19 protein-coding genes are annotated in these 21,165 nt (G+C 59.2%); 17 read left to right on the forward strand and 2 right to left on the reverse strand.

The annotated features are described in order from the left end of the window. The first annotated feature begins 218 nt into the window (after window positions 1-218). From VSQ30_RS04180 to VSQ30_RS04215, 8 genes are all read left to right on the forward strand, one after another. Complete coding sequence (locus tag VSQ30_RS04180) at window positions 219-1,031, forward strand: histidinol-phosphatase HisJ family protein (protein ID WP_334462218.1); 813 nt, start codon at window positions 219-221, stop codon at window positions 1,029-1,031. A gap of 93 nt (window positions 1,032-1,124) precedes the next feature. After that, window positions 1,125-1,613 (forward strand): Lrp/AsnC family transcriptional regulator, encoded by a 489-nt coding sequence (locus VSQ30_RS04185; RefSeq protein ID WP_334464786.1) that lies wholly within the window; start codon window positions 1,125-1,127, stop codon window positions 1,611-1,613. After that, entirely contained in the window at window positions 1,609-2,775 is a 1,167-nt protein-coding gene (locus tag VSQ30_RS04190; protein WP_334464788.1) for a pyridoxal phosphate-dependent aminotransferase, read from the forward strand. The genes VSQ30_RS04185 and VSQ30_RS04190 overlap by 5 nt, the downstream gene beginning before the upstream one ends. Next, window positions 2,772-3,905: a DUF362 domain-containing protein gene (locus VSQ30_RS04195; protein WP_334462220.1), complete on the forward strand. Its 1,134-nt coding sequence runs from the start codon at window positions 2,772-2,774 to the stop codon at window positions 3,903-3,905. The genes VSQ30_RS04190 and VSQ30_RS04195 overlap by 4 nt, the downstream gene beginning before the upstream one ends. Window positions 3,906-3,926: 21 nt before the next feature. Beyond that, window positions 3,927-4,784, forward strand: coding sequence for a 4-(cytidine 5'-diphospho)-2-C-methyl-D-erythritol kinase (ispE, locus tag VSQ30_RS04200; protein WP_334462221.1), 858 nt, complete (start codon window positions 3,927-3,929; stop codon window positions 4,782-4,784). 89 nt (window positions 4,785-4,873) lie between these two features. After that, a complete protein-coding gene (locus VSQ30_RS04205) occupies window positions 4,874-5,860 on the forward strand; it encodes a diaminopimelate dehydrogenase (protein ID WP_334462223.1) in 987 nt (328 codons plus the stop codon). A 314-nt stretch (window positions 5,861-6,174) separates the two neighbouring features. Continuing rightward, a complete protein-coding gene (locus tag VSQ30_RS04210) occupies window positions 6,175-6,324 on the forward strand; it encodes a helix-turn-helix domain-containing protein (RefSeq protein ID WP_334464789.1) in 150 nt (49 codons plus the stop codon). Continuing rightward, the gene (locus tag VSQ30_RS04215) at window positions 6,321-8,315 is read left to right on the forward strand and encodes a beta-galactosidase (protein WP_334462225.1); all 1,995 of its coding nucleotides are present in this window, start codon (window positions 6,321-6,323) and stop codon (window positions 8,313-8,315) included. The genes VSQ30_RS04210 and VSQ30_RS04215 overlap by 4 nt, the downstream gene beginning before the upstream one ends. Before the next feature lie 48 nt (window positions 8,316-8,363). On the opposite strand, the gene xylB is transcribed toward VSQ30_RS04215, so the two are convergent. Then, window positions 8,364-9,839, reverse strand: a complete 1,476-nt coding sequence (gene xylB / locus VSQ30_RS04220; protein WP_334462227.1) for a xylulokinase — start codon at window positions 9,837-9,839, stop codon at window positions 8,364-8,366. Between the two features lie 167 nt (window positions 9,840-10,006). Next, complete coding sequence (locus VSQ30_RS04225) at window positions 10,007-12,640, reverse strand: calcium-translocating P-type ATPase, PMCA-type (RefSeq protein ID WP_334462230.1); 2,634 nt, start codon at window positions 12,638-12,640, stop codon at window positions 10,007-10,009. A 196-nt stretch (window positions 12,641-12,836) separates the two neighbouring features. Here VSQ30_RS04225 and VSQ30_RS04230 point away from each other — a divergent pair, with 196 nt between their 5' ends. The 9 genes from VSQ30_RS04230 to VSQ30_RS04270 all read left to right on the forward strand — a co-directional run bounded on the left by VSQ30_RS04230 (window position 12,837) and on the right by VSQ30_RS04270 (window position 21,110). Beyond that, window positions 12,837-13,409, forward strand: coding sequence for a phosphatase PAP2 family protein (locus tag VSQ30_RS04230; RefSeq protein WP_334462231.1), 573 nt, complete (start codon window positions 12,837-12,839; stop codon window positions 13,407-13,409). A gap of 507 nt (window positions 13,410-13,916) precedes the next feature. Beyond that, window positions 13,917-15,305 (forward strand): tRNA (N6-isopentenyl adenosine(37)-C2)-methylthiotransferase MiaB, encoded by a 1,389-nt coding sequence (gene miaB, locus VSQ30_RS04235; protein ID WP_334462233.1) that lies wholly within the window; start codon window positions 13,917-13,919, stop codon window positions 15,303-15,305. A 14-nt stretch (window positions 15,306-15,319) separates the two neighbouring features. After that, entirely contained in the window at window positions 15,320-15,508 is a 189-nt protein-coding gene (locus VSQ30_RS04240) for a DUF6440 family protein (protein ID WP_334462234.1), read from the forward strand. 12 nt (window positions 15,509-15,520) lie between these two features. After that, complete coding sequence (locus VSQ30_RS04245) at window positions 15,521-16,084, forward strand: flavodoxin family protein (RefSeq protein ID WP_334462235.1); 564 nt, start codon at window positions 15,521-15,523, stop codon at window positions 16,082-16,084. Between the two features lie 30 nt (window positions 16,085-16,114). After that, the gene (locus tag VSQ30_RS04250; protein ID WP_334462237.1) at window positions 16,115-16,525 is read left to right on the forward strand and encodes a YlbF/YmcA family competence regulator; all 411 of its coding nucleotides are present in this window, start codon (window positions 16,115-16,117) and stop codon (window positions 16,523-16,525) included. A 40-nt stretch (window positions 16,526-16,565) separates the two neighbouring features. Continuing rightward, window positions 16,566-19,181: a DNA mismatch repair protein MutS gene (mutS, locus tag VSQ30_RS04255; protein WP_334462238.1), complete on the forward strand. Its 2,616-nt coding sequence runs from the start codon at window positions 16,566-16,568 to the stop codon at window positions 19,179-19,181. 50 nt (window positions 19,182-19,231) lie between these two features. After that, entirely contained in the window at window positions 19,232-19,987 is a 756-nt protein-coding gene (locus VSQ30_RS04260; protein ID WP_334462240.1) for a class I SAM-dependent methyltransferase, read from the forward strand. Window positions 19,988-20,017: 30 nt separating this feature from the next. After that, window positions 20,018-20,641 (forward strand): HD domain-containing protein, encoded by a 624-nt coding sequence (locus VSQ30_RS04265; RefSeq protein ID WP_334462242.1) that lies wholly within the window; start codon window positions 20,018-20,020, stop codon window positions 20,639-20,641. Between the two features lie 13 nt (window positions 20,642-20,654). Then, window positions 20,655-21,110: a GNAT family N-acetyltransferase gene (locus VSQ30_RS04270; RefSeq protein ID WP_334462244.1), complete on the forward strand. Its 456-nt coding sequence runs from the start codon at window positions 20,655-20,657 to the stop codon at window positions 21,108-21,110. The last annotated feature ends 55 nt before the right edge of the window (window positions 21,111-21,165 follow it).

Below are 21,165 nucleotides of genomic sequence, written 5' to 3' on the forward strand. Positions count from 1 at the left end.
TCGCAATTATCTTTGTCATGCTTATACCTTACAGGCAGGCAAAAGGCTTGATGCTGACTTGTTACCGCCAGCGCTCAATCTGCGGCGTTAAGAATCCCGGCAATTCCTGAATTTTCGCGGGATGCACGGTGTTGCAAGGGGGCTGGGTTTATGGTATAATTACTGTGCTTTGCTAAATGATTCTGCCACTACGCGCAAACCGGAAAAGGATGATTCCTATGAAATACAAATTTGCCAGCGACTGCCACAACCACTCCGCCTGCTCCCCGGACGGCCATGACGCCATTGCCGCCATGTGCGCCAGGGCGGCGGAACTGGGGCTTTACGCCTACACCCTTACGGATCACTGCGAATGCCAGAAATATGAGGAGCGCTACCGGGCGCGGGTGGAAAACGCCTGGGCGCAGATGGGGGCTGTCCGGCCCCCGGAGGGCCTGCGGTTTTACCGGGGCATCGAGCTGGGCCAGCCCAACCAGGATACAGCCTCTGCCAAAGCCGCCCTGGAGGGCCGGGGCTATGACTTTGTCATCGGCTCCGTCCACAATATCCGGGACTATGAGGATTTCTTTTTTTTAGAGTACAAGGATGCTCCCGCCGGCTATATCGGCTCTTTGCTGGAAACCTATTGGCGGGAGCTTCTGGAGCTTATCGCCTGGGGGGATTTCGATTCCCTGGGGCATCTGACCTACCCCTTGCGCTACATTGAAGGGGAGCACGGCATTCCTGTAGACCTGAAAAGGCACCGGGAGGCTATCGACGGAGTGCTTTCCGCCCTGATACGGGCAGGCAAAGCTTTGGAGGTGAACACCTCGGGCCTGCGGCAGAAAATCGGGCGCACCCTGCCGGATTTGCCCCTTTTAAAGCGCTACCGGGAGCTGGGGGGGCGGCTGGTCACTTTAGGTTCCGACGCCCACTCCACGGCAGACCTGGGAAAGGGCATTGAGGAAGGCATGGACGTGCTGAGAGAGGCGGGCTTTACAGAGTTTGCAATATATGAAAAGCGGCAGCCCCGGATGCTGCCGCTGGAGTAAAAACAGTTTTCGGGTCAAGCCCTTTTTCAAAAGGGCTTGCAGGGTGCGGGATGGAATCCCGCGGCCTTAAGAAAGGATGGTATCAATATGGCAATGGAACAGCTTTTGGAGCTTTTGCAGGACAACGCGCAGCTTACCCCGGCGCAGTTGGCGGTGATGGTAGGCAAGGAGGAGGGCGAGGTGAAAAAGGCCATCGCCCGCTATGAAAAAGATGGGGTTATCAAGGGCTACCACGCGCTTATCAACTGGGAGCGCACAGAGAGCCAGAAGGCCGCCGCCCTCATTGAGCTGCGGGTTACGCCCAAAAAGGATACGGGCTTTGACGAGATTGCCGGGCGCATTATGAACTTTTCTGAGGTGGAAAGCGTATACCTGATGTCCGGGGGCTTTGACCTGGCGGTGACGGTGGTGGGCCGCACCATGCAGGACATTGCCATGTTCGTGGCAAAGCGGCTGTCCACCATCGACGGGGTGCTGTCCACTGCCACCCATTTCGTGCTGACGAAATATAAGGACGGGGGCGTGGTGTTTAACAGCGACTACGAGGAAATCGACGAGAGAGGGAGTAATTTGTGTGATTGAGCTTAATTCCCTTTTGAACCCCACCATTCAGCAGATAAAGCCCTCCGGCATCCGGAAATATTTCGACATCGCCAACGAGATGGAGGACGTGATTTCCCTTTCCGTAGGGGAGCCGGACTTCCACACCCCCTGGCACATCCGGGAGGCGGGCATTGAGAGCCTGGAAAAGGGCCGCACCCGCTATACCCCCAACAGGGGTTTTGCAGTTTTGCGGGAGGAAATTGCGAAATTCATTTCCCGGCACTATCATGTGGACTATGCCCCGGAAACGGACATACTGGTAACGGTGGGCGGCTCGGAAGCCATCGACCTGTGTATGCGCTGCGTGCTGTGCCCCGGGGACGAGGCCTTAATCCCCCAGCCCAGCTTTGTGTGCTATGAGCCTATTGCCCGCATGGCCGGGGGCGTGCCCGTCATCATTGAGACAAAGCCGGAAAACGGCTTTCGCCTGACAGCGGAGGAGATAGAGGAAAAGGTTACAGACAAAACCAAGCTTTTGGTGCTGCCATACCCCAACAACCCCACCGGGGCCGTCATGCGCCGGGAGGATCTGGAGGCCGTGGCCCGGGTGGTGGAAAAACACAACCTGCTGGTGCTCTCCGATGAGATTTACGCTTCCCTTACCTACGGGGAGGAAGGCCATGTGTCCATTGCCTCCCTGCCGGGAATGCGGGAACGCACAGTTTTAGTCAACGGCTTCTCCAAGTCCCATTCCATGACAGGCTGGCGCTTAGGGTATGCGGCGGGGCCGAAGGAACTGATGGCCCTGATGACAAAGCTGCACCAGTTCGCCATTATGAGCGCCCCCACCACCAGCCAGTACGCAGCCATTGAAGCCATGAAAAACGGGGACGAGGATATGGCTTACATGCGGGAGCAGTATGACATGCGCCGCCGGCTGATTCTGGACGGCTTAAACAGCCTGGGCCTCAAGTGCTTTGAGCCGGAAGGGGCCTTTTACGTGTTCCCCTCCATCAAGTGTACAGGGCTGACAAGCGGGGAGTTCTGCGAAAGGCTTATCTATTCCAAGCACGTGGCTGTGGTGCCCGGGGACGCCTTCGGAGCCTGCGGCGAGGGCTTTTTGCGCATTTCCTACTGCTATTCCGTCAAGCACATCACCGAGGCCCTGGAGCGTATGCAGGCGTTCCTCCGGGAGCTATGAGGGAGCGGGTGTGGCTGGGCCGCTGCCCGGATTATGACGGGGAAGCCCTTTTTGAGAAAATAAGCGGGGCCTTTGAGGCCCTGGGCGTTTATGACAGCATAAAGCCCGGCATGACGGTGGTGTTAAAGCCCAACCTGATACAAAGCTCCAAGCCCCAGGCCGCCATCTGCACCCACCCGGCCTTTACCCAGGCTGTGGGCAAATGCGTGCAGCGGGCAGGGGGAAAGGTGCTCATTGCCGAAAGCCCCGGCGGGCCTTACAGCCCTGCTGTGATGAAGGCGGTTTTTAGAAACTGCGGCTATACGGATATGGCGGAAAGCTGCGGCTTTTCCCTGTATACAGACTGCAAAAGCCGGGAGGTTTCCCTGCCGGAAGGGGAGAGGTGCCGCCGGGTTTCCATTGTGGAGCCTTTTCTGGAGCGGGATTTCCTCATTGACCTGCCAAAGCTTAAAACCCACTGCATGGTGGGATATTCCGGGGCGGTGAAGAACATGTTCGGGGCGGTGCCGGGCCTCCAGAAGCCGGAGCTGCACTGCCGCTTCCCGGAAAAGGAAGATTTCTCCAAAGCCTTAGTGGATATCTGCGCTTTCCTGCGCCCGGATTTCAGCCTGATGGACGGCGTCTGGGCCATGGAGGGGGACGGCCCCACAGGGGGCCTGCGCCGGGATACGGGTTTTATAGGGGCTTCCCGCAGCCCCTATGCCCTGGACGTATGCATGGCAGGGCTTCTGGGCTTTCCGGAAGGCTCTTTGCCCATGCTGGCGGAAAGCGCCCGCCGGGGCTTAGGCCCCAAATCCTTTACAGAAACAGAGCTGCTGGGGGAAAGCCCGGAAGGCCTTCAGGTGGCAGATTTCAAGCGGGCCAGGGCCTCCAGCACAGATTTTATAGACCGCCTGCCCGGGTTTCTGCGCCCGGCAGCCAAAAAGCTGAGCACGCCTTATCCGCGCATCCAAAAGCAGGGCTGCGTGGGCTGCGGCAAGTGCGCGGAAAGCTGCCCCCAGAAGGCTATCTCCATGGAAGGGGGCAGGGCCGTTATCAGCTATAAGGCCTGCATCCGGTGCTTCTGCTGCCATGAGATGTGCCCCCGGCACGTGGTAGGCGTTAAACGGCTGGGTTTGTTCCAGTGGTAAAAAGGAGTTTGATAGTGATATATGAAGATTAGAGCATACGCCAAGGTGAACCTGACCCTGGACGTAACCGGCAGGCGGGAGGACGGCCTGCACACCCTGGACACGGTGATGCAGAGCGTGTCCCTCTGGGACGAAATAGAGCTTACCCCCGGCGGCCTGCCGGGTATCCGGGTGCAGTGCAGCCGGGACTATATTCCAGTGGACAACGGCAACACAGCTTACCGGGCCGCCCAGTATTTTTTCCGGAAAACAGGGCTGAAGGACGAGGGCCTGAGCATTGTCATCCACAAGCGCATCCCCAGCAGGGCAGGCATGGGGGGCGGCAGCACAGACGCGGCGGCAGTGCTGCGGGCCTTGAACAGCATATACGGCGCGAACCTTCCCATGGAAACCCTGCGGGAGCTTGCCACCCGGGTGGGGGCGGACGTGCCCTTTTGCCTCCAGGGGGGCACCTGCCGCTGCACAGGCATCGGGGAGATACTGGAGCCTGTTACAGAGCTGCCGAACTGCTTTTTTGTGATCTGCAAGCCCCCCGCGGGCATGAGCACCCTCAGGGCCTATGCCCTGCTGGATCAATATCCCATGTCCCGGAAATACGGCACCCCCCGCATGGTGGAGGCATTGGAAAAAGGGGGGCTGCCCAAAATCGCCCAGTGCCTCCAGAACCGCTTTGAGGAAACCCTCCGGCTGGTGCAGGTGCGGGACATCAAGAAAGCGCTGCTGGGGGCAGGGGCCATGGGGGCTGTGATGACAGGCAGCGGCTCTGCCGTATACGGCGTTTTCGACACAGAAGCCGCCGCCCGGAACGCCGCCCAGCTCCTTACAGATAAGGGGAAGGTTTACGTCACCCGCCCCCTGCGCTCGGGGGAGATACACTGAGGGCCGCTTTCAGAACCTTCTAAAACATTCAAGTTTGTGTTCCGCTGTTTGGCGGATACCATAAAAGCCAAGTGAAAGGGGAAAAGAAAATGGAAAAAATCAGAATCGGCATTGCGGGCTATGGAAACCTGGGCCGGGGGGTGGAAAGCGCCCTTTTGCAAGCAGGGGATATGGAACTGGCGGGCGTGTTCACCCGCCGAAGCCCCGACTCCCTCTGCACCCAGACAGGCGCGCCTGTCTACAGGATGGAGGACGTGCCCGCTATGGCGGAAAAAATGGACGTGCTCATCCTCTGCGGCGGCAGCGCCAATGATTTGCCGGAGCAGACCCCGGCCCTGGTGCAATACTGCAACGTGGTGGACAGCTTTGACACCCACGCGAAAATCCCCCAGCATTTTGCGGCTGTGGACAAGGCCGCCCGGGAAAGCGGCAGGCTGGCGGTTATCTCCGCCGGATGGGATCCGGGCCTTTTCTCCCTGAACCGGGCCTACGGTCAGGCTGTCCTGCCCCAGGGCAGCGACTACACCTTCTGGGGCAAGGGGGTCAGCCAGGGCCATTCCGACGCGGTGCGCCGCATCCCCGGCGTGCTGGACGCCCGGCAGTACACCATCCCTGTAGACGCCGCCCTGGAGCAGGTGCGCTCCGGGGCAGAGCCAAAGCTTACCACCCGGCAGAAGCACACCCGGGAATGCTTTGTGGTGGCAGAGGCCGGGGCAGATTTGCCTGCCATTGAGAACGCCATCAAAACCATGCCCAACTATTTTGACGAATATGACACCACTGTTCATTTCATTTCCCAGGAGGAGATGGACAGGGAGCACAAGGGCATCCCCCATGGCGGCATGGTGTTCCGCACAGGCTGTACCGGCCTGAAGGGGGAAAACCGCCACGTAATCGAGTATAAGCTCACCCTGGATTCCAACCCGGAGTTTACCGCCAGCGTGCTGACCGCCTATGCCCGGGCTGTGTACCGCCTGTACCAGGAGGGCCAGCGGGGCTGCAAGACCGTGCTGGACATCGGCCCCGGCTACCTCCATCCCCAGTCTCCGGAAGAGCTGCGCAGAAACCTGCTGTAAAATAAAGATATAGAAGCCCCCGGCAGAAAGCGTCTTTAGCTGTATGGGCAACCGTTAGCTAAGAACCTGTATTCATAATCAAAATACTGCCAGATGAGCGGGAGTTTTGGGTCCGGTCAAGGCAAATGTTTCGCGAACGCATATATGCGTTCGCCATGCAAAACCTTAGCCAACAGCTTAACGTTTGCGTCTCTGCAAGAAAATGTAATACAGAGCGGCTTCAAAAAAGGCCGCTCAGATGGCAGTTACAGGTTGTGAATACCGGTTCTAAGATAGTATAACACTATTATGACAATGGAATATCCGTTGCCGCCCTGTTTAAAACAGATAGGAATGTGGCGGAAATCGGCGCGGACTGCGGCTGTAGCAGCCTGTCTAATTTCAACCGGCAGTTTCGGCAGGTGACGGGGTGTTCCCCGGCGCAGTACCGCAAGAAATTCCGCAGCAAGGAGGAGTCAACGTGAAATACCCGTTCAGCCGCATTCTGTACGGCGGTGATTACAACCCCAACCAGTGGCCCCGGGAGGTCTGGCAGGAGGATATGCGCCTTTTCCAAAAGGCGGGCATCAACTCCGCCACAGTGAACGTGTTTTCTTGGGCGAAGATCCAGCCGGGCGAGGAGACTTACGATTTTTCGGAGCTGGACGACATCATCGCCATGCTCAGCCGGGAGAATTTCGACATCGTGCTGGCCACCTCTACCGGCGCCATGCCCGCCTGGTTGGTGAAGCGCTACCCCGAGGTGGGCCGGGTGGACTACGAGGGCCGCCGGCATAAATTCGGCCAGCGGCACAACCACTGCCCCAACAGCCCGGCGTATCAGAAATTTGCCCGGGCGCTGGCCTCCAAGCTGGCCGAGCGCTATGGGGGCAATCCCCACATCGCCTGCTGGCACGTCAATAATGAGTATGGCGGCGAGTGCTTCTGCGAGAACTGCGAGAAAGCCTTCCGGGTCTGGCTGCGGAAGAAGTACGGTACGCTGGACGCCCTCAATAAAGCGTGGAACACGGAGTTCTGGGGCCACACCTTTTACGATTGGGATGAGATTGTGGCACCCAACGCCCTTTCGGAGGGCATCGGGCGGGAGAAGACCGCCTTTGCGGGGATTTCGCTGGACTACCGGCGGTTCATGTCTGATAGCCTGCTGGAAAATTACAAGCTGGAGCGGGATGCCATCCGGGAGTTTGACAGGGAAACGCCCATTACCACGAACCTGATGGGTACATACAAGGGATTGGATTATTTCAAGTGGGCTAAGGAGATGGACGTGGTCAGTTGGGACAATTACCCGGCTTACAACACCCCTTGGAGCCTCACCGCCATGCGCCACGACCTGATGCGAGGCCTGAAATCTGCCCCCTTTATGCTCATGGAGCAGACACCCAGCCAGCAGAACTGGCAAGCGTACAACTCCTTGAAAAAGCCTGGTCAGATGCGTGCCCAAAGCCTGCAGACCATCGCCCACGGGGCGGACACCATCCAGTTTTTCCAGCTAAGGCGGTCGGTAGGGGCCTGCGAAAAGTTCCACGGGGCGGTGATTTCCCACTCTGGCAGCGAGGACACCCGGGTGTTCAAGGAGGTCAGCCGCCTGGGAGCGGAGCTGCAAAAGCTGCCCGAACTCATCGGCGCGGGGAACCCGGCGGAAGTGGGCGTCTTCTTTGACTGGGACAACTACTGGGCGCTGGAGTACACCAGCGGGCCTACCGTTGATCTAAAATACGAAGGCCAGATTCATCAATACTACAGGTATTTTTACGATCATCATACCCCCGTGGACATGGTGCCTGTGGACGGGGATTTCTCCAAGTACAAGGTGATCTGCGCGCCGATGCTGTACATGGTAAAGGAAGGCGTGGCCGAGGCTTTGGAGAAATTCGTGGCAGAGGGCGGCACCTTGGTGACCGGCTTCATGAGCGGCCTGGTGGACGAGTCCGACAACGTACACCTGGGAGGCTACCCCGGCCCCCTGCGGAAGCTCTGCGGCATCTGGGTGGAGGAGATCGACGCGCTGGCCCCGGGGCAGGAGAACACCTTGCAATTCCCCGACGGCACGCGGGCAAAATGCGGCCTGCTTTGCGACCGGATCCGTCTGGAGGGGGCCGGAGCGCTGGCCCATTATGGCGAGGACTTTTATGCTGGTTCGCCCGCCGCCACCAAGCATAATTTCGGGAAGGGCATGGTCTATTACATCGGCACCCAGCCCGACAAAGAGGGCCTTGCCAGGCTTTTAGGCGGCGCGGCGGCCCAGGCAGGCGTGAAGCCGCTGCTGGACGAAGAAACCGCCCTGGAGGTGGCCCGGAGGGTCAAGGGCGGGAAAGAGTACTGGTTCGTGCTGAACCTGACGGGCAAAGCCCAGCCTCTGCCAAGGTGTTTTGCGGGGGACATGGACTTGCTGACAAGTCGGGATGGTTCGGCGGAAATGGAACCATTCGACGGCATGGTGTTCTGCAAATAAGCAAAGAAAATCGGCGCAGCCGCCTGGCCGCGCCGATTTTCTTTGCCGTTATTGCAGGGCCGGGAACAGCCCCTTCACTGTGGGATAGATTTGCCGGAATTTCTGGTAGCGCTCCTCATACCGGGCGGCAAGGGCGGCGTCCGGCTCCACCCGGCCCGCGATCTTCACCAAAGCCTTGCAGGCATCCGCCACTGTGGCGTATTCCCCGCAGGCCACCATGCTGAGCATGGCGCCGCCGTAGCCAGGGCCTTGCTCGGTCTGGGGCAGCAGCAGGGGGATGCCCAGCACGTTTGCGAGAATCTCCCGCCACAGAGGGCTTTTGGAGCCGCCGCCGCACAGGGTGCTTTGGGGGATTGACAGCCCCAGCGCCTTCGCCACCTCGAAACTGTCTCGGATGGCAAAGGCCACGCCTTCCAGCACAGCCTGGGTCATGGCGGCGCGGGTGGCAGCCATGTCCATGCCGATGAACGCGCCCCGGGCGCTGCTGTCGTTGATGGGGGAGCGCTCACCCATAAGATAGGGCAGGAAATAGACTGTGTTGTTTCCCAGTTGCGATTTGTCTATGCTGGACTGTTCGGCAGCATATTCGGTGGTAGAAAGAACGTCCTCGCACCACCACTTGTTGCAGCTGGCGGCGGAGAGCATACAGCCCATCAGGTGCCAGCCGCCGTCGGCATGGGCGAAGGCGTGAAGGGCGTTATGGGGGTCGACGCCGAACTTTTCCGAGCTGATGAACAGCGTCCCCGACGTGCCCAAAGAGATGTTGCAGCCGCCATCGCCCACCGCCCCTGTACCAACAGCCGCTGCGGCGTTGTCCCCCGCCCCGGCGCAGACTTTCACCGTCTCCGGCAGGCCCAGCTCTTTGGCAGCCTCCGGCAGCAGGGTGCCCACCACCTGCCAGCTTTCAAATAATGCGGGCAACTGGCTCTCCCTTACGCCGCAGATTTCGCACATGTCCCGGCTCCAGCACTTGTGCTCCACGTCCAGCAGGAGCATGCCGCTGGCGTCGGAAAAGTCGGTGCAGTGGATGCCGGTAAGGCAGTAATTCACGTAGTCCTTGGGCAGCATGATTTTGGCGATTTTCCCGAACAGATCCGGCTCGTTCTCCCGCATCCACAAAAGTTTGGGCGCGGTGAAGCCTGCAAAGGCGATGTTCGCAGTGTATTGGCTCAGCCTGCCCCGGCCGATAGTCTCATTGAGATAGTCAACCTGCCGGGCGGTGCGGCCATCGTTCCAAAGGATCGCCGGGCGCAAAACATTGTCCTCCCCGTCCAGGGCGACAAGGCCGTGCATCTGCCCGCCCGCGCCGATGCCTGCCACCTGGGCAGGGTCAAACCCCTCCAGCAGTTCCGGCACGCCGGTGCGGACAGCCTTCCACCAGTCTTCCGGATTCTGTTCGCTCCAGCCGGGGCGGGGGAAGCTAAGGGGGTATTCTTTCGTCACGGTATGGCACACGCGGCCCTGTTCGTCCACCAAAAGCAGTTTGCAGGCCGAGGTGCCTAAATCTATCCCAATGTAAAGCATGGCGATTCTCCTGTTAAAAAGATTTTCTCTATTATATTCCAAAAGGCCGGGAGAATCAAGGGGGCTGTAATGGAAACTGCCATGGCTTATTTATCCAAAATAAATCGAAAACACCGTTTTCATCTTATTCGAGTGCAGGGAACAAAGGCCGCGCTTCCCAGCCGCTTTTACTTTTTGCGCCCGGTTCCTTTCCCCCGGCCCAGAAGGAGCTTTTCCCCCTCCACAGCCACTAAGGGGAACAGGGACAGCCCCGCCACCAGCAGCCACTGGAAGCCTGTCAGGGCCGTTGTGCGGAAAATGGCCATCAGCGGCGGGAACAGCACCACGCTCACCATAAGGAAGCCGCAGAACAATCCGGCTGCCACAAGCTTTTTGTTGGAAAAAATCCCCAGGCGCAGCACAGAATGCTCGGAACGCATGTTAAAGCTGTGTACAAGCTGGGAGAGGCTTAAAACCGCAAAAGCCATGGTGCGGCCTATGGCAGGCTCCATAGGGTCTGCGTCAAACCAGGCCCGGCCCATGGTGTAGCTGAGAAGGGCCAGCGCCCCCACCAGGCACCCTTCCACAGCCACAGAGAAGCCCATGCCCCCGGAAAACACGCCCTCCTCCCGGGGATGGGGCGGCTCTTTCATCACGTCCCGGTCAATGGGATCTGTGCCCAGGGCCAGGGCCGGCAAGGAATCCGTTACCAAGTTAACCCATAACAATTGTATTGCCAAAAGCGGCGCGGGGGCGCCCAAAAGGAAGGCCGCGAACACCACCAGGATCTCTCCGATGTTGCAGGACAGCAGGAAATGGATGGTTTTGCGGATGTTCCGGTAAATGCCCCGGCCCTCCCGCACAGCCGCCACAATGGTGGAGAAATTGTCATCCGTCAGCACCATGTCCGCCGCGGACTTCGCCACCTCTGTGCCGTTTTTGCCCATGGCGCAGCCGATGTCCGCAGCCTTGAGGGAGGGCGCGTCGTTCACCCCATCCCCTGTCATGGCCACCACATAGCCCCGGCGCTGGAAGGCCTTCACAATTTTCACCTTGTGCTGGGGAGACACCCGGGCAAACACCTTCACATCCATAATCTTGGCGCTCAGCTCTCCCTCTGTAAGCCTGTCAAGCTCCGGGCCTGTCATGGCCCTGTCCCCTTCCCCTGCTATGCCCACCCGGCGGGCAATGGCAAGGGCTGTGGCGGCGTGGTCGCCTGTTATCATCACCGGGAGGATGCCTGCCCCCTTGCATTGGGAGACAGCGGCCTTCACCCCCTGCCGGGGCGGATCCTCCATGCCGATAAGCCCGCAGAAGATAAGGCCGCTTTCTGTCTCCCGGTCGTCCCCGGGCAGCGCGTCCACGTCCTTATAGGCCACCCCCAGCACCCGCAGGGCCTTTTCCGCCAGCTTCCCGTTGTCCGACAGAATACGGGCCTTCTCCCCCGGCCCCAGGGGCACCACGCTGTGGCCCCGCAGCATCCGGGTACACCGGGCAATCAGCACGTCCGGCGCGCCCTTGGAGATAATCCGCACACCGCCTCCTGCCCTGTGGGCCGTGGTCATCATCTTCCGGGCAGAGGAAAAGGGGATTTCCCCTATGCGCGGGCTTTCCGCCTCCAGCTCCCCCTTCTTCCGGCGGCAGGCCCGCAGGAAGGCCGCCTCTGTGGGGTCGCCCGTAAGCTTTCCCCCCTCCTCCTCGCAGTCGTTGCACAGAGTGCAAAGCTCCAGGGCAAACTGGGCGTCTGCCCCGTCTAAAGGCTCCGGGCCATAGGCGCCGGAAAAGGCCGCCACCGTCATTTTGTTCTGGGTGAGGGTGCCGGTTTTGTCAGAACAGATAACCTGGGTGCTGCCCAAGGTTTCCACTGCCGGCATATGCCGCACAATGGCCCGCTTCTGGGCCATGCGCTTCATGCCCATGGCCAGCACAATGGTCACCACAGCCGTCAGCCCCTCGGGAATTGCCGCCACCCCCAAGCTGATGGCTATCATGAACATTTCTAAAGGCGGGGTGTGCTGCAAAAGCCCCATGGCGAAAATCACTCCGCAGATGAGAACAGCCCCCAGGCCCAGCACCCGGCCTGTCTGCTTCAGCTTTTCCTGCAAAGGTGTCTGGGGGGCGCTTTCCTCCTCCAGCATGTGGGCAATGTGCCCCACTGCCGTGTCCATCCCTGTGGCGGTGACAATGCCTGCCCCCGCCCCGTTTGCAATGCCTGTGGAGGCAAACACCATGTTTTTCCGCTCTGCCAGCGGGCAGTCCTTGGGGCACAAATCCTCCGCGTTTTTCTCCACTGGGGCCGATTCCCCTGTCAGCGCCGACTCCTCCGCCCGCAGCTCCACGCTTTTGATAAGGCGCAAATCGGCGGGCACCAGATCTCCTGCCTTCAAAACCACCAAATCCCCAGGCACCAGCTCGGTGCTGTCCACAGTCTGGCGTTTCCCGCCCCGCACCACCCTGGCCCGGGGGGAGGACAGCTTCTTCAGTGCGTCAATGGCTTTGTCTGCCCGCAGCTCCTGCACAGTGCCAATAACCGCGTTTACCACCACAATGGCCAGGATGATAATGGAGTCTACAAACTCCCCGTCTCCCCGCAGCCGGGAAACCCCGTAGGATACCGCCGCGGAGGCCAGAAGGATAAGCACCATTAAATCCTGGAACTGCCCCAGGAACCGCATCAATACGCCCCGCTTCCTGCCCTCCTGCAATTGGTTTTTCCCAAATTTCTCCTGCCGCTTTTGCACCTCCCCGGGAGACAGCCCCCGCTGGGGGTCTGTGCCCAGCTTTTCCGCCGCCCCCTGGGGCGTCACATAATGCAGTTCCATTTTGCTTCCTCCTTCGGCTCGCCCGCGCTTTTACACAGGAACAGGGAAACAGCCCCTGTTCTCCTTCCCCTATTCCTATGCGGTTTCTTACAAGTTTATGAAGCTTTGGGAAAAGGCTGGTAATTCTTCCTGGCAGTTGATAAAATGGATAAGCAGGCTTTCATGGCCTGCCACACCACTGCGAAAAGGAGACACTATGGAATTTTTCCTGCCCTTTGATGGCCCCATCCTCACCTTTATCCAGCAGCACTTCCACAACCCCGTCACAGACGCCTTTTTCCCCTTTGTCACCTACTTAGGGGAGCTGGGGGCCTGCTGGGCGTTTCTCAGCCTGGTGCTGCTGTTTATGAAAAAATACCGCCGGGCCGGCATTTTGATGCTGGCGGCGATGCTGCTGGGCACTCTGCTGGGCGAAGGGCTTTTAAAGCACCTTATCTGCCGCCCCCGGCCCTTCCAGTATATTTCATCGGACTTCCTCCCCCTGCTCATCTCCCCGCCCAGCGGGTATTCCTTCCCCTCGGGCCACACCTGCGCCTCCTTTGCGGCGGCCTCGGCCCTGTTCTCCCAGCACAGGCGGGAGGGGATTTTCGCTTTCCTGCTGGCCTCCCTCATCGGGTTTTCCCGCATGTTCCTGCTGGTACACTTTCCCAGCGACGTGCTGGCAGGCGCCTTGCTGGGCGCCCTCCTGGGGTTTGGCACCGCCTTTCTCTATCAGAAATGGGTTTTGCCCAAGTTTCCCCGCCTGGAAAGCTTTGGCATAAACTCTTAGGCAGTTCATATTCAAGGTCAGAGAGGTTCCCGGCACTGGACGGGCTTTTTTGATATGTCAATGACCGTCGGGTTTTGCCGACAGGGTATGTGCTTTATGGCGGCTGACATCTTAAGCGGCACTTCACAGGTAATTTCCCCGTCACAGCACACAAAGTCTGCTTGACAAGCGCCAGCTTGCCTGCTCATCTTTTATGCACGCTGATGAATAAATTCCTGTTGTGATATGCCGCTTAGGATTTATGCGGTATTGCCTAAAGAAACGGGGCTTTGATTTTTGAACCGCCCCCTGTCAAGTAGACAGATGAAAAAAAGAAAATTAGGCCGCGAGGGTCTGGTTCCTGAAAGCAAGGGGATCCAGGCCCTCATGAGCAAATCAGACGTCCTCCGGCAAGGGATTCGAGAAGCCTGCAATTCATCCCCCCATTTCCAGCAAGCTTGCAGTTTCCTGTGAAATGTGGTAGAATACTGGCAGTATACGTGAAAACGGCAAAGGGGAGGCGGAAATTTGGATCAGCAGGTGGCAGAGCAGCTTCGGGAAGCGGGAATACGGATACGGGAGCGCTGGGGGGACAGCCCCCTGGCTTTCGTGCGCACCTATGGCTGCCAGCAGAACGTGGCGGACGGCGAAAAAATAAAGGGGCTGCTGGCGGAAATGGGCTTTGGGTTTGCTGAGGGGCCGGAGGAGGCGGATTTCCTGCTTTTCAACACCTGCGCCGTGCGGGAACACGCGGAGGACAGGGTGTTTGGCAACGTGGGCGCTTTGAAGAACCTGAAGCGGCGCAGGCCGGAAATGGTTATCGCGGTGTGCGGGTGCATGACCGAGCAGGCCCATGTGGCAGAGCGCCTGCAAAAAAGCTTCCCCTTTGTAAACATGGTTTTCGGCACCGGGGCCATCCACCGCCTGCCGGGAATGCTTTTAGAGGTGCTGGGGGAAGGGAAGCGGGCCTTTCTCCGGGGCTGCCAGGAGGAGGCCCGCCTGGAGGGCCTGCCTGTGCGCCGGGACGGCAGCAGCCGGGCCTGGGTAACGGCCATGTATGGCTGCGATAATTTCTGCTCTTACTGCATTGTGCCCTATGTCCGGGGCCGGGAGAAAAGCCGGGAGCCGGGGGCCGTTGTGGCGGAGTGCCGGGAGCTGGTGGAGGCGGGCTTTAAGGAAATCACCCTTTTGGGGCAGAATGTGAATTCCTATGGCAAAGGGCTTTCCGCCCCTGTAAACTTTGCGGGGCTTTTGCGGGAGATAGACAAAATAGAGGGGGACTACCGGATACGCTTCATGACCTCCCACCCCAAAGACGCCTCCCGGGAGCTGTTTGAGGCAATGGCCCAAAGCCGGCACATCCCCCACCACATCCACCTGCCCTTCCAGTCCGGCAACGACCGGGTGCTTAAAGAGATGAACCGGAAATACACCCGGGAAAAGTATCTCTCCCTCATCCGCGCCGCCCGGGAGCTGATGCCGGACATCACCTTCACCACCGACGTAATCATAGGCTTTCCCGGGGAAACCTATGAGGAGTTTCAGGACACCCTTTCCCTCATAGAGGAGGTGGAGTTTGTGAACCTCTTTACCTTTATCTATTCCCCCCGCAAGGGCACAAAGGCAGCAGGTATGCCAGACCCCGTCCCCCACGAGGAAAAAACAAAATGGTTCGCGGAGCTTCTCCGGGTGCAGGAGGGGATTGCCAGCCGCAACTGCCAGAAGCTTGTGGGCACAAGGCAGCGGGTGCTGGTGGAGCACATGAACGAAAAAACCGGGCTTTTGCAGGGCCGCACCCCGGGCAGTCTTACAGTGGACTTCCCCGGCGGCCCGGAAAAGATAGGGGCCTTTACAGAGGTGCAGGTTACGGAAGCAAAAGGCCCTGCTTTGCGGGGCGTAGAAATCAATGAAATATAAAGGAGGAAATGGCTGTGTTTGGAAAAGGAAAGCGGTTTGATGAGGTTTCCAGTGAGAGCTTTGCCTGGGGCATTTTGAAGGTGGTGGAGGACCGGGAGACCGGCGTGCAGTATTTATGCACCTGCTCGCCCAGCACCGGGCCCACCTGCGTCACCCCTTTGCTGGACAGAAACGGGAACGTAATCGTAAGCTTAGACGAGTAAAAGGAGGAAATTATGCGGATATTGCTGCTGAACCTGAGCCCGAAAAATTATGGGGCCACCCAAGAGATACTCAAGACCTTGCAGGAGGCGGCGCCCAAGGAAGCCGAAACAGAGCTTGTGTGCCTGGGGGACTGGGACATCCGGTACTGCAAGGGGTGCAAGGCCTGCTATAAAATCAGGGCCTGCGTGGTGCAGGACGACATGAGGGCTTTGATGGACAAGGTGGAAGCCGCGGACGTGCTGGTGCTGGCCGCCCCCTCCTATTGGGCGGACGTGCCTGGGGTGTGCAAGTCCTTTATCGACCGCTGCACCCCCTACAGCGACACCAACCCCGACCCGGACGGTCCCCGGCTGCGGGCGGGCAAGCGGTGCTATGGCATCGCCCTGCGCACCGGGGTGCGGCCCATGGAGTGCGAGCACATTTTGGGCACCATCGAGCACTGGTGCGGGCACATGGGCATCACGTTTTCAGAGGGCGTCTTTTTCTGCCAGATTGAGGGCAAAAGCGATATCACCCCCCACAAGCCCCTGCTGCGGGAAAAAGCAGGGCAGTGGTTTAAAAAAACCGAGAAATGAAAGAAAAAATTCATAGGGAGGACACAAAACATGGATATCATCGAAATCACCCGGGAGCTGGGCAAGCAGCTGCAGGCCGAGGAAAGCTATATTAAAATGCGGGCGGCCCAGCAGGCCTGCGACGAGGACGAGGGCCTGCAGAAGGCCATCGGGGAGTTTAACTTAAAGCGCATGGCCATCAACAACGAGGCCCAGAAGGACGACCGCGATGAGGAAACCCTCCAGCGGCTTAACGGGGAGTTCCGGGCGGCTTACGCCTTGATTATGGAAAACGGCCACATGCAGGCGTATAACGACTCCAAGGTGGAATTCGACGCCCTCCTGCAGCGGATTACCGGCATCATCGGCCTGTGCGCCGATGGGGAAAACCCGGAAACCTGCGACTATGACGCGGCCAGTTGCAGCGGGGACTGCTCCTCCTGCGGGGGAAGCTGCCACTAAGCGGAGCGTTTCAGGAAAGACAGGGAAGGGGTAAAAGGCTATGGAATATTCCCCCATGATGAAGCAGTATATGGAAACCAAGGAAAAGTATCCCGGCGAGATACTTTTCTTTCGCCTTGGGGATTTTTACGAAATGTTTTTTGACGACGCCGAGCGGGTTTCCCGGGAGCTGGATCTGGTGCTGACCAAAAGGGCCTGCGGCAACGGGGACTTTGCCCCCATGTGCGGCGTGCCCTTCCACAGCGCGGAGGGATACATCGCCCGGCTGCTGGAAAAGGGCTATAAGGTTGCCATCTGCGAGCAGATGGAGGATCCCAAGGCTGCCAAGGGCATTGTGAAGCGGGACATTGTGCGGGTGGTGACCCCGGGCACAGTGGTGGAAAGCAGTATGCTGGATGAATCCCGGAATAACTATATCTGCTCCCTGGTATACCGCCCGGGGGCTGTGGGCATTGCTATGGGGGACGTTTCCACCGGGCAGCTATACGCGGCCCAGCTAAACCTGCCCCACAAAGCCCAGCTTCTGGGGGCCGTTACAAACCGGCTGGGGCGGTATGCCCCCCGGGAAATCCTCTTAGACCCGGAAGCCGCCGCCTGGGAGGAGCTTACCCGGTTTATCCGGGAGCGCAGCGGCGGCGCGGGGGAGAAAGCGCCGCCGGCGCTGTATGAAAACCAGGAGCGGGCGGAAAAAGCCGTCGTCTCCCTTTTAGGGAACCGCACCCTGCCGGAACTGGGCCTCACTGGCAGGCCCCTGGCAGTGCTGGCCCTTTTTGCGTTTTTTTCCTATCTGGAGCACAACAAAATGAGCGGCAGGGAGCGCATGAACCGGCTGGAGCTGATGGAGGACGGCGCGTTTATGGCCCTGTCCCTGATGGATCAGCGGAACCTGGAGCTGACGGAAACCATGAGGGGCAAAGAGCGCCGGGGATCCCTTCTATGGGTGCTGGACAAGACAAGAACCGCCATGGGCAAGCGGCTTATCCGCCAGTGGGTAACCCAGCCCCTTTTAAGCCCGGCCCAAATCACCCTGCGGCAGAACGCGGTGGAGGAGCTGGTGCAAAACCCGCCCTTTTTAGACGATTTAACGGAGAAGCTTGGCGGCATCCACGACCTGGAGCGCATTATGACCCGGGTGGTGTATGGCTCGGCAAACGCCCGGGAACTAAAGGCTGTGGGGGAGGCCTTAAAGCGGCTGCCGGGAATCAAGGCAGTGCTGAAAGAGGCCCAGGCCACCCTGCTGCAAACCCTGGACAGGGAAATCGATCCCTTAGAGGACGTGCCCGCCCTTCTGGACAAGGCCCTGGTGGACGAGCCGCCCCTCTCCATCCGGGACGGGGGCACCATCCGCCCGGGCTTTGAGCCGGAGCTGGACGAGGTGCGCCGGGACAGGGACGGGGGCAGGGAGCTTCTGGCGGCGCTGGAGGCCCGGGAGCGGGAACGCACAGGCATCCCCAAGCTGAAAACCGGGTATAACCGGGTTTTCGGCTATTACATAGAGGTGTCAAACTCTTATAAGAACATGGCCCCGGCAGACTATATTCGCAAGCAGACCTTGTCAAACGGGGAGCGGTACGTCACCCAGGAGCTGAAAGAACTGGAAGCCCGTATTCTGGGCGCCCAGGACAGGGCGCTGGAGCTGGAAAGCCGGGCTTTTGAATACCTGCGGCGGTATCTTGCCCGGGCGCTGCCCTATATCCAGGCAGCCGCCGGAGCCATTGCCGTGCTGGACGTGCTGTGCTCTTTTGCGGCGGTGTCCGCCGCCCGAGACTACACCCGGCCCACAGTAAACCTCAGCGGGAAAATCTATCTCAAGGACAGCCGCCACCCAGTGGTGGAGGCCCTTTTAAGGGACAGGCCCTTTGTGCCCAACGACGTGGACATGGATATGGGGGACAATCGGGTGCAAATTCTCACTGGGCCCAACATGGCGGGAAAATCCACCTATATGCGGCAGATTGCCATCACCGCGATACTGGCCCAGATAGGCTGCTTTGTGCCGGCCTCCAAGGCGGAAATCGGCATTGTAGACGGGATTTACACCCGGGTGGGGGCTTCCGACGACCTTTCCGCCGGGCAGTCCACCTTTATGCTGGAGATGGCGGAGGTGGCGCAGATCCTCAAAAGCGCCGGGAAAAACTCTTTAGTGGTGTTCGATGAAATCGGCCGGGGCACCTCCACCTTTGACGGCATGAGCATTGCAAGGGCTGTGCTGGAATATGTCCACGACACAAAGCAGGTGGGGGCAAAAACCCTTTTTGCCACCCATTACCATGAGCTGACCGCCATGGCCGACGAGCTGCCCGGGGTGAAAAACTTCAACGTGGCGGTGAAAAAGCGGGGGGACGACATCACCTTCCTGCGGCGGATTATCCCCGGCGGGGCGGACGACAGCTTTGGCATTGAGGTGGCAAAGCTTGCCGGGGTGCCGGACAAGGTGCTGGGGCGCGCCAAGGAGGTTTTGGCCCAGCTTGAAAAGGGAAGCCTGCCCCAGGCGGGACGGCAGCCCGGACTGCCGCCGAAGGAAGAGCCTGTGCAGCTTACCATGGACTCCCCGGAAAGCCGGGTAATTACAAGGCTTCAGGCCATCGACGTAAACGCACTCACCCCCATTGAGTGCATGAACATCCTGTTTGAGCTGCGGAAAATGCTGCGCTAGGCGGCTTGCAGACCCTTATGTGAACACGCCCTGGGGAAAGGAGAGGCGAAATGGAAAGCTATCAGGACATCAACGCCCGCACCATTGACAGTTGGGTGGAGGAAGGCTGGGAGTGGGGAAAGCCTGTCACCCACGAGGCCTATGAAAATGCCAGGGCCGGCAAGTGGGACGTGCTGCTCACCCCCACAAAGCCTGTGCCCCATGAATGGCTGGGGGATTTAAAGGGGAAAAAGGTGCTGGGGTTAGCCAGCGGCGGGGGCCAGCAGATGCCCATTTTCGCCGCCCTGGGGGCAGACTGCACAGTGCTGGATTACTCCCCCAGGCAGATTGAAAGCGAGCGCATGGTGGCACAGCGGGAGGGATATGAGATCCGCATCATCAGGGGGGACATGACAAAGCCCCTGCCCTTTTCTGACGGGGAGTTTGACCTTGTCTTCCACCCTGTTTCCAACTGCTACGTGCGGGAGGTAAAGCCCATTTTTAAAGAGTGCTTCCGTGTTTTAGCCCCCGGCGGGGCGCTGCTTTCGGGCCTTGACAACGGCGTAAACTTCATGTTCCTGGATGAGAACAGCCGGGACAAGCTGTGCGTTTTCCCCTTTGACCCGGTGGCAAACCCGGAACAGCGGGCGCAGTTGGAAGCGGAAAACGACGGCATGCAGTTTTCCCACACCTTAGAGGAGCAGATTGGGGGCCAGTTGGAAGCGGGCCTCACACTCACCCATGTGTACGAGGACACAAACGGGGAAGGGATTCTCCACGAACACAACATCCCCACCTTCTGGGCCACCAGGGCGGTGAAGGGCTGAGGCTAAGAACAACGGGAAGGAGGGCACAATATGCTGCCAAACAGGGAAACCGCTGAAAAGGAACTGGAGCTTGCGGGGGTGATGAACCCCGGACCCTGGACAAAGCACTCTGTAAACGTAGGCGTCGCCGCCCGGAACATTGGGGAAAAGGCGGGGCTTGACGGGGAAAAAGCCTATATCCTGGGCCTGCTCCACGACATCGGCCGCAGGGTGGGAGTGGTGAATATCCCCAGGCACGTGTACGAGGGGTACCGCTACACCATGGATAAGGGCTGGGAGGAGGCGGCGAAAATCTGCATGACCCATTCCTACCCTCTCATGGAAAAAGAATTTGACAAGGAGACGGAAAGTGTAGAGGAAGCCCGCGTCAAGGAATACATCCTTGGGTGCCGGTGCGGCCCGTACGACTGGCTTATCCAGCTTTGCGACAGCCTTGCCGCGGACTATGGCTTCTGCATCCTGGAAAAGCGCTTTATCGACGTGGCAAGGCGCTATGGCATATGGGAAAACAGCGTGGACAGGTGGAACCGCACCTTTGAAATAAAGGAATATTTTGAAGACCGCATGGGGTGCTCTATTTACGACGTTTTGCCGGACGTGGGCCGCACCACACTTTTGTGCCCGCCTCCTTGGAAGCCGCCAGCCAAAGGATAAAGAAGGGAAAGCTATGTTTGAAATTCAAAAGCTCCGGGAGAACTCGGGCCTGCTAAACAGGGCGGCCCGGTGGTTCCATGATAAATGGGGCATAGACGAAGCCGCCTACCGGGAGAGCATGGAGGACTGCTTAAAAGGCGCGTCCCCGGTGCCCCAGTGGTATGCGGCGCTGGAAAACGGGGCAATAATAGGCGGGCTGGGGGTTATTGAAAACGACTTCCACAACCGCAAGGATTTAGCCCCCAACGTGTGCGCCGTATATACAGAGGAGGCTTACAGGGGGAAGGGCATTGCCGGGGCGCTGCTGGAAACGGTGTGCCGGGACATGGCCTCTTTAGGGGTCAATACCCTGTACCTTTTGACAGACCACAACAGCTTCTACGAGCGGTACGGCTGGGAGTTTTTCTGCATGGCCCAGGGAGACGGGGAGGAAAGCCCCGCCCGGCTGTACCGGAAAATCACAGAATAAAGAGAGGCCTGCTTGCAGGCAGGCTTTCGCCCTATTTTTAGAAAGGCAGGCGGGG

This window comes from Acutalibacter sp. JLR.KK004, from assembly GCF_036941085.1.
Classification (GTDB): Bacteria; Bacillota; Clostridia; order Oscillospirales; family Acutalibacteraceae; genus Acutalibacter.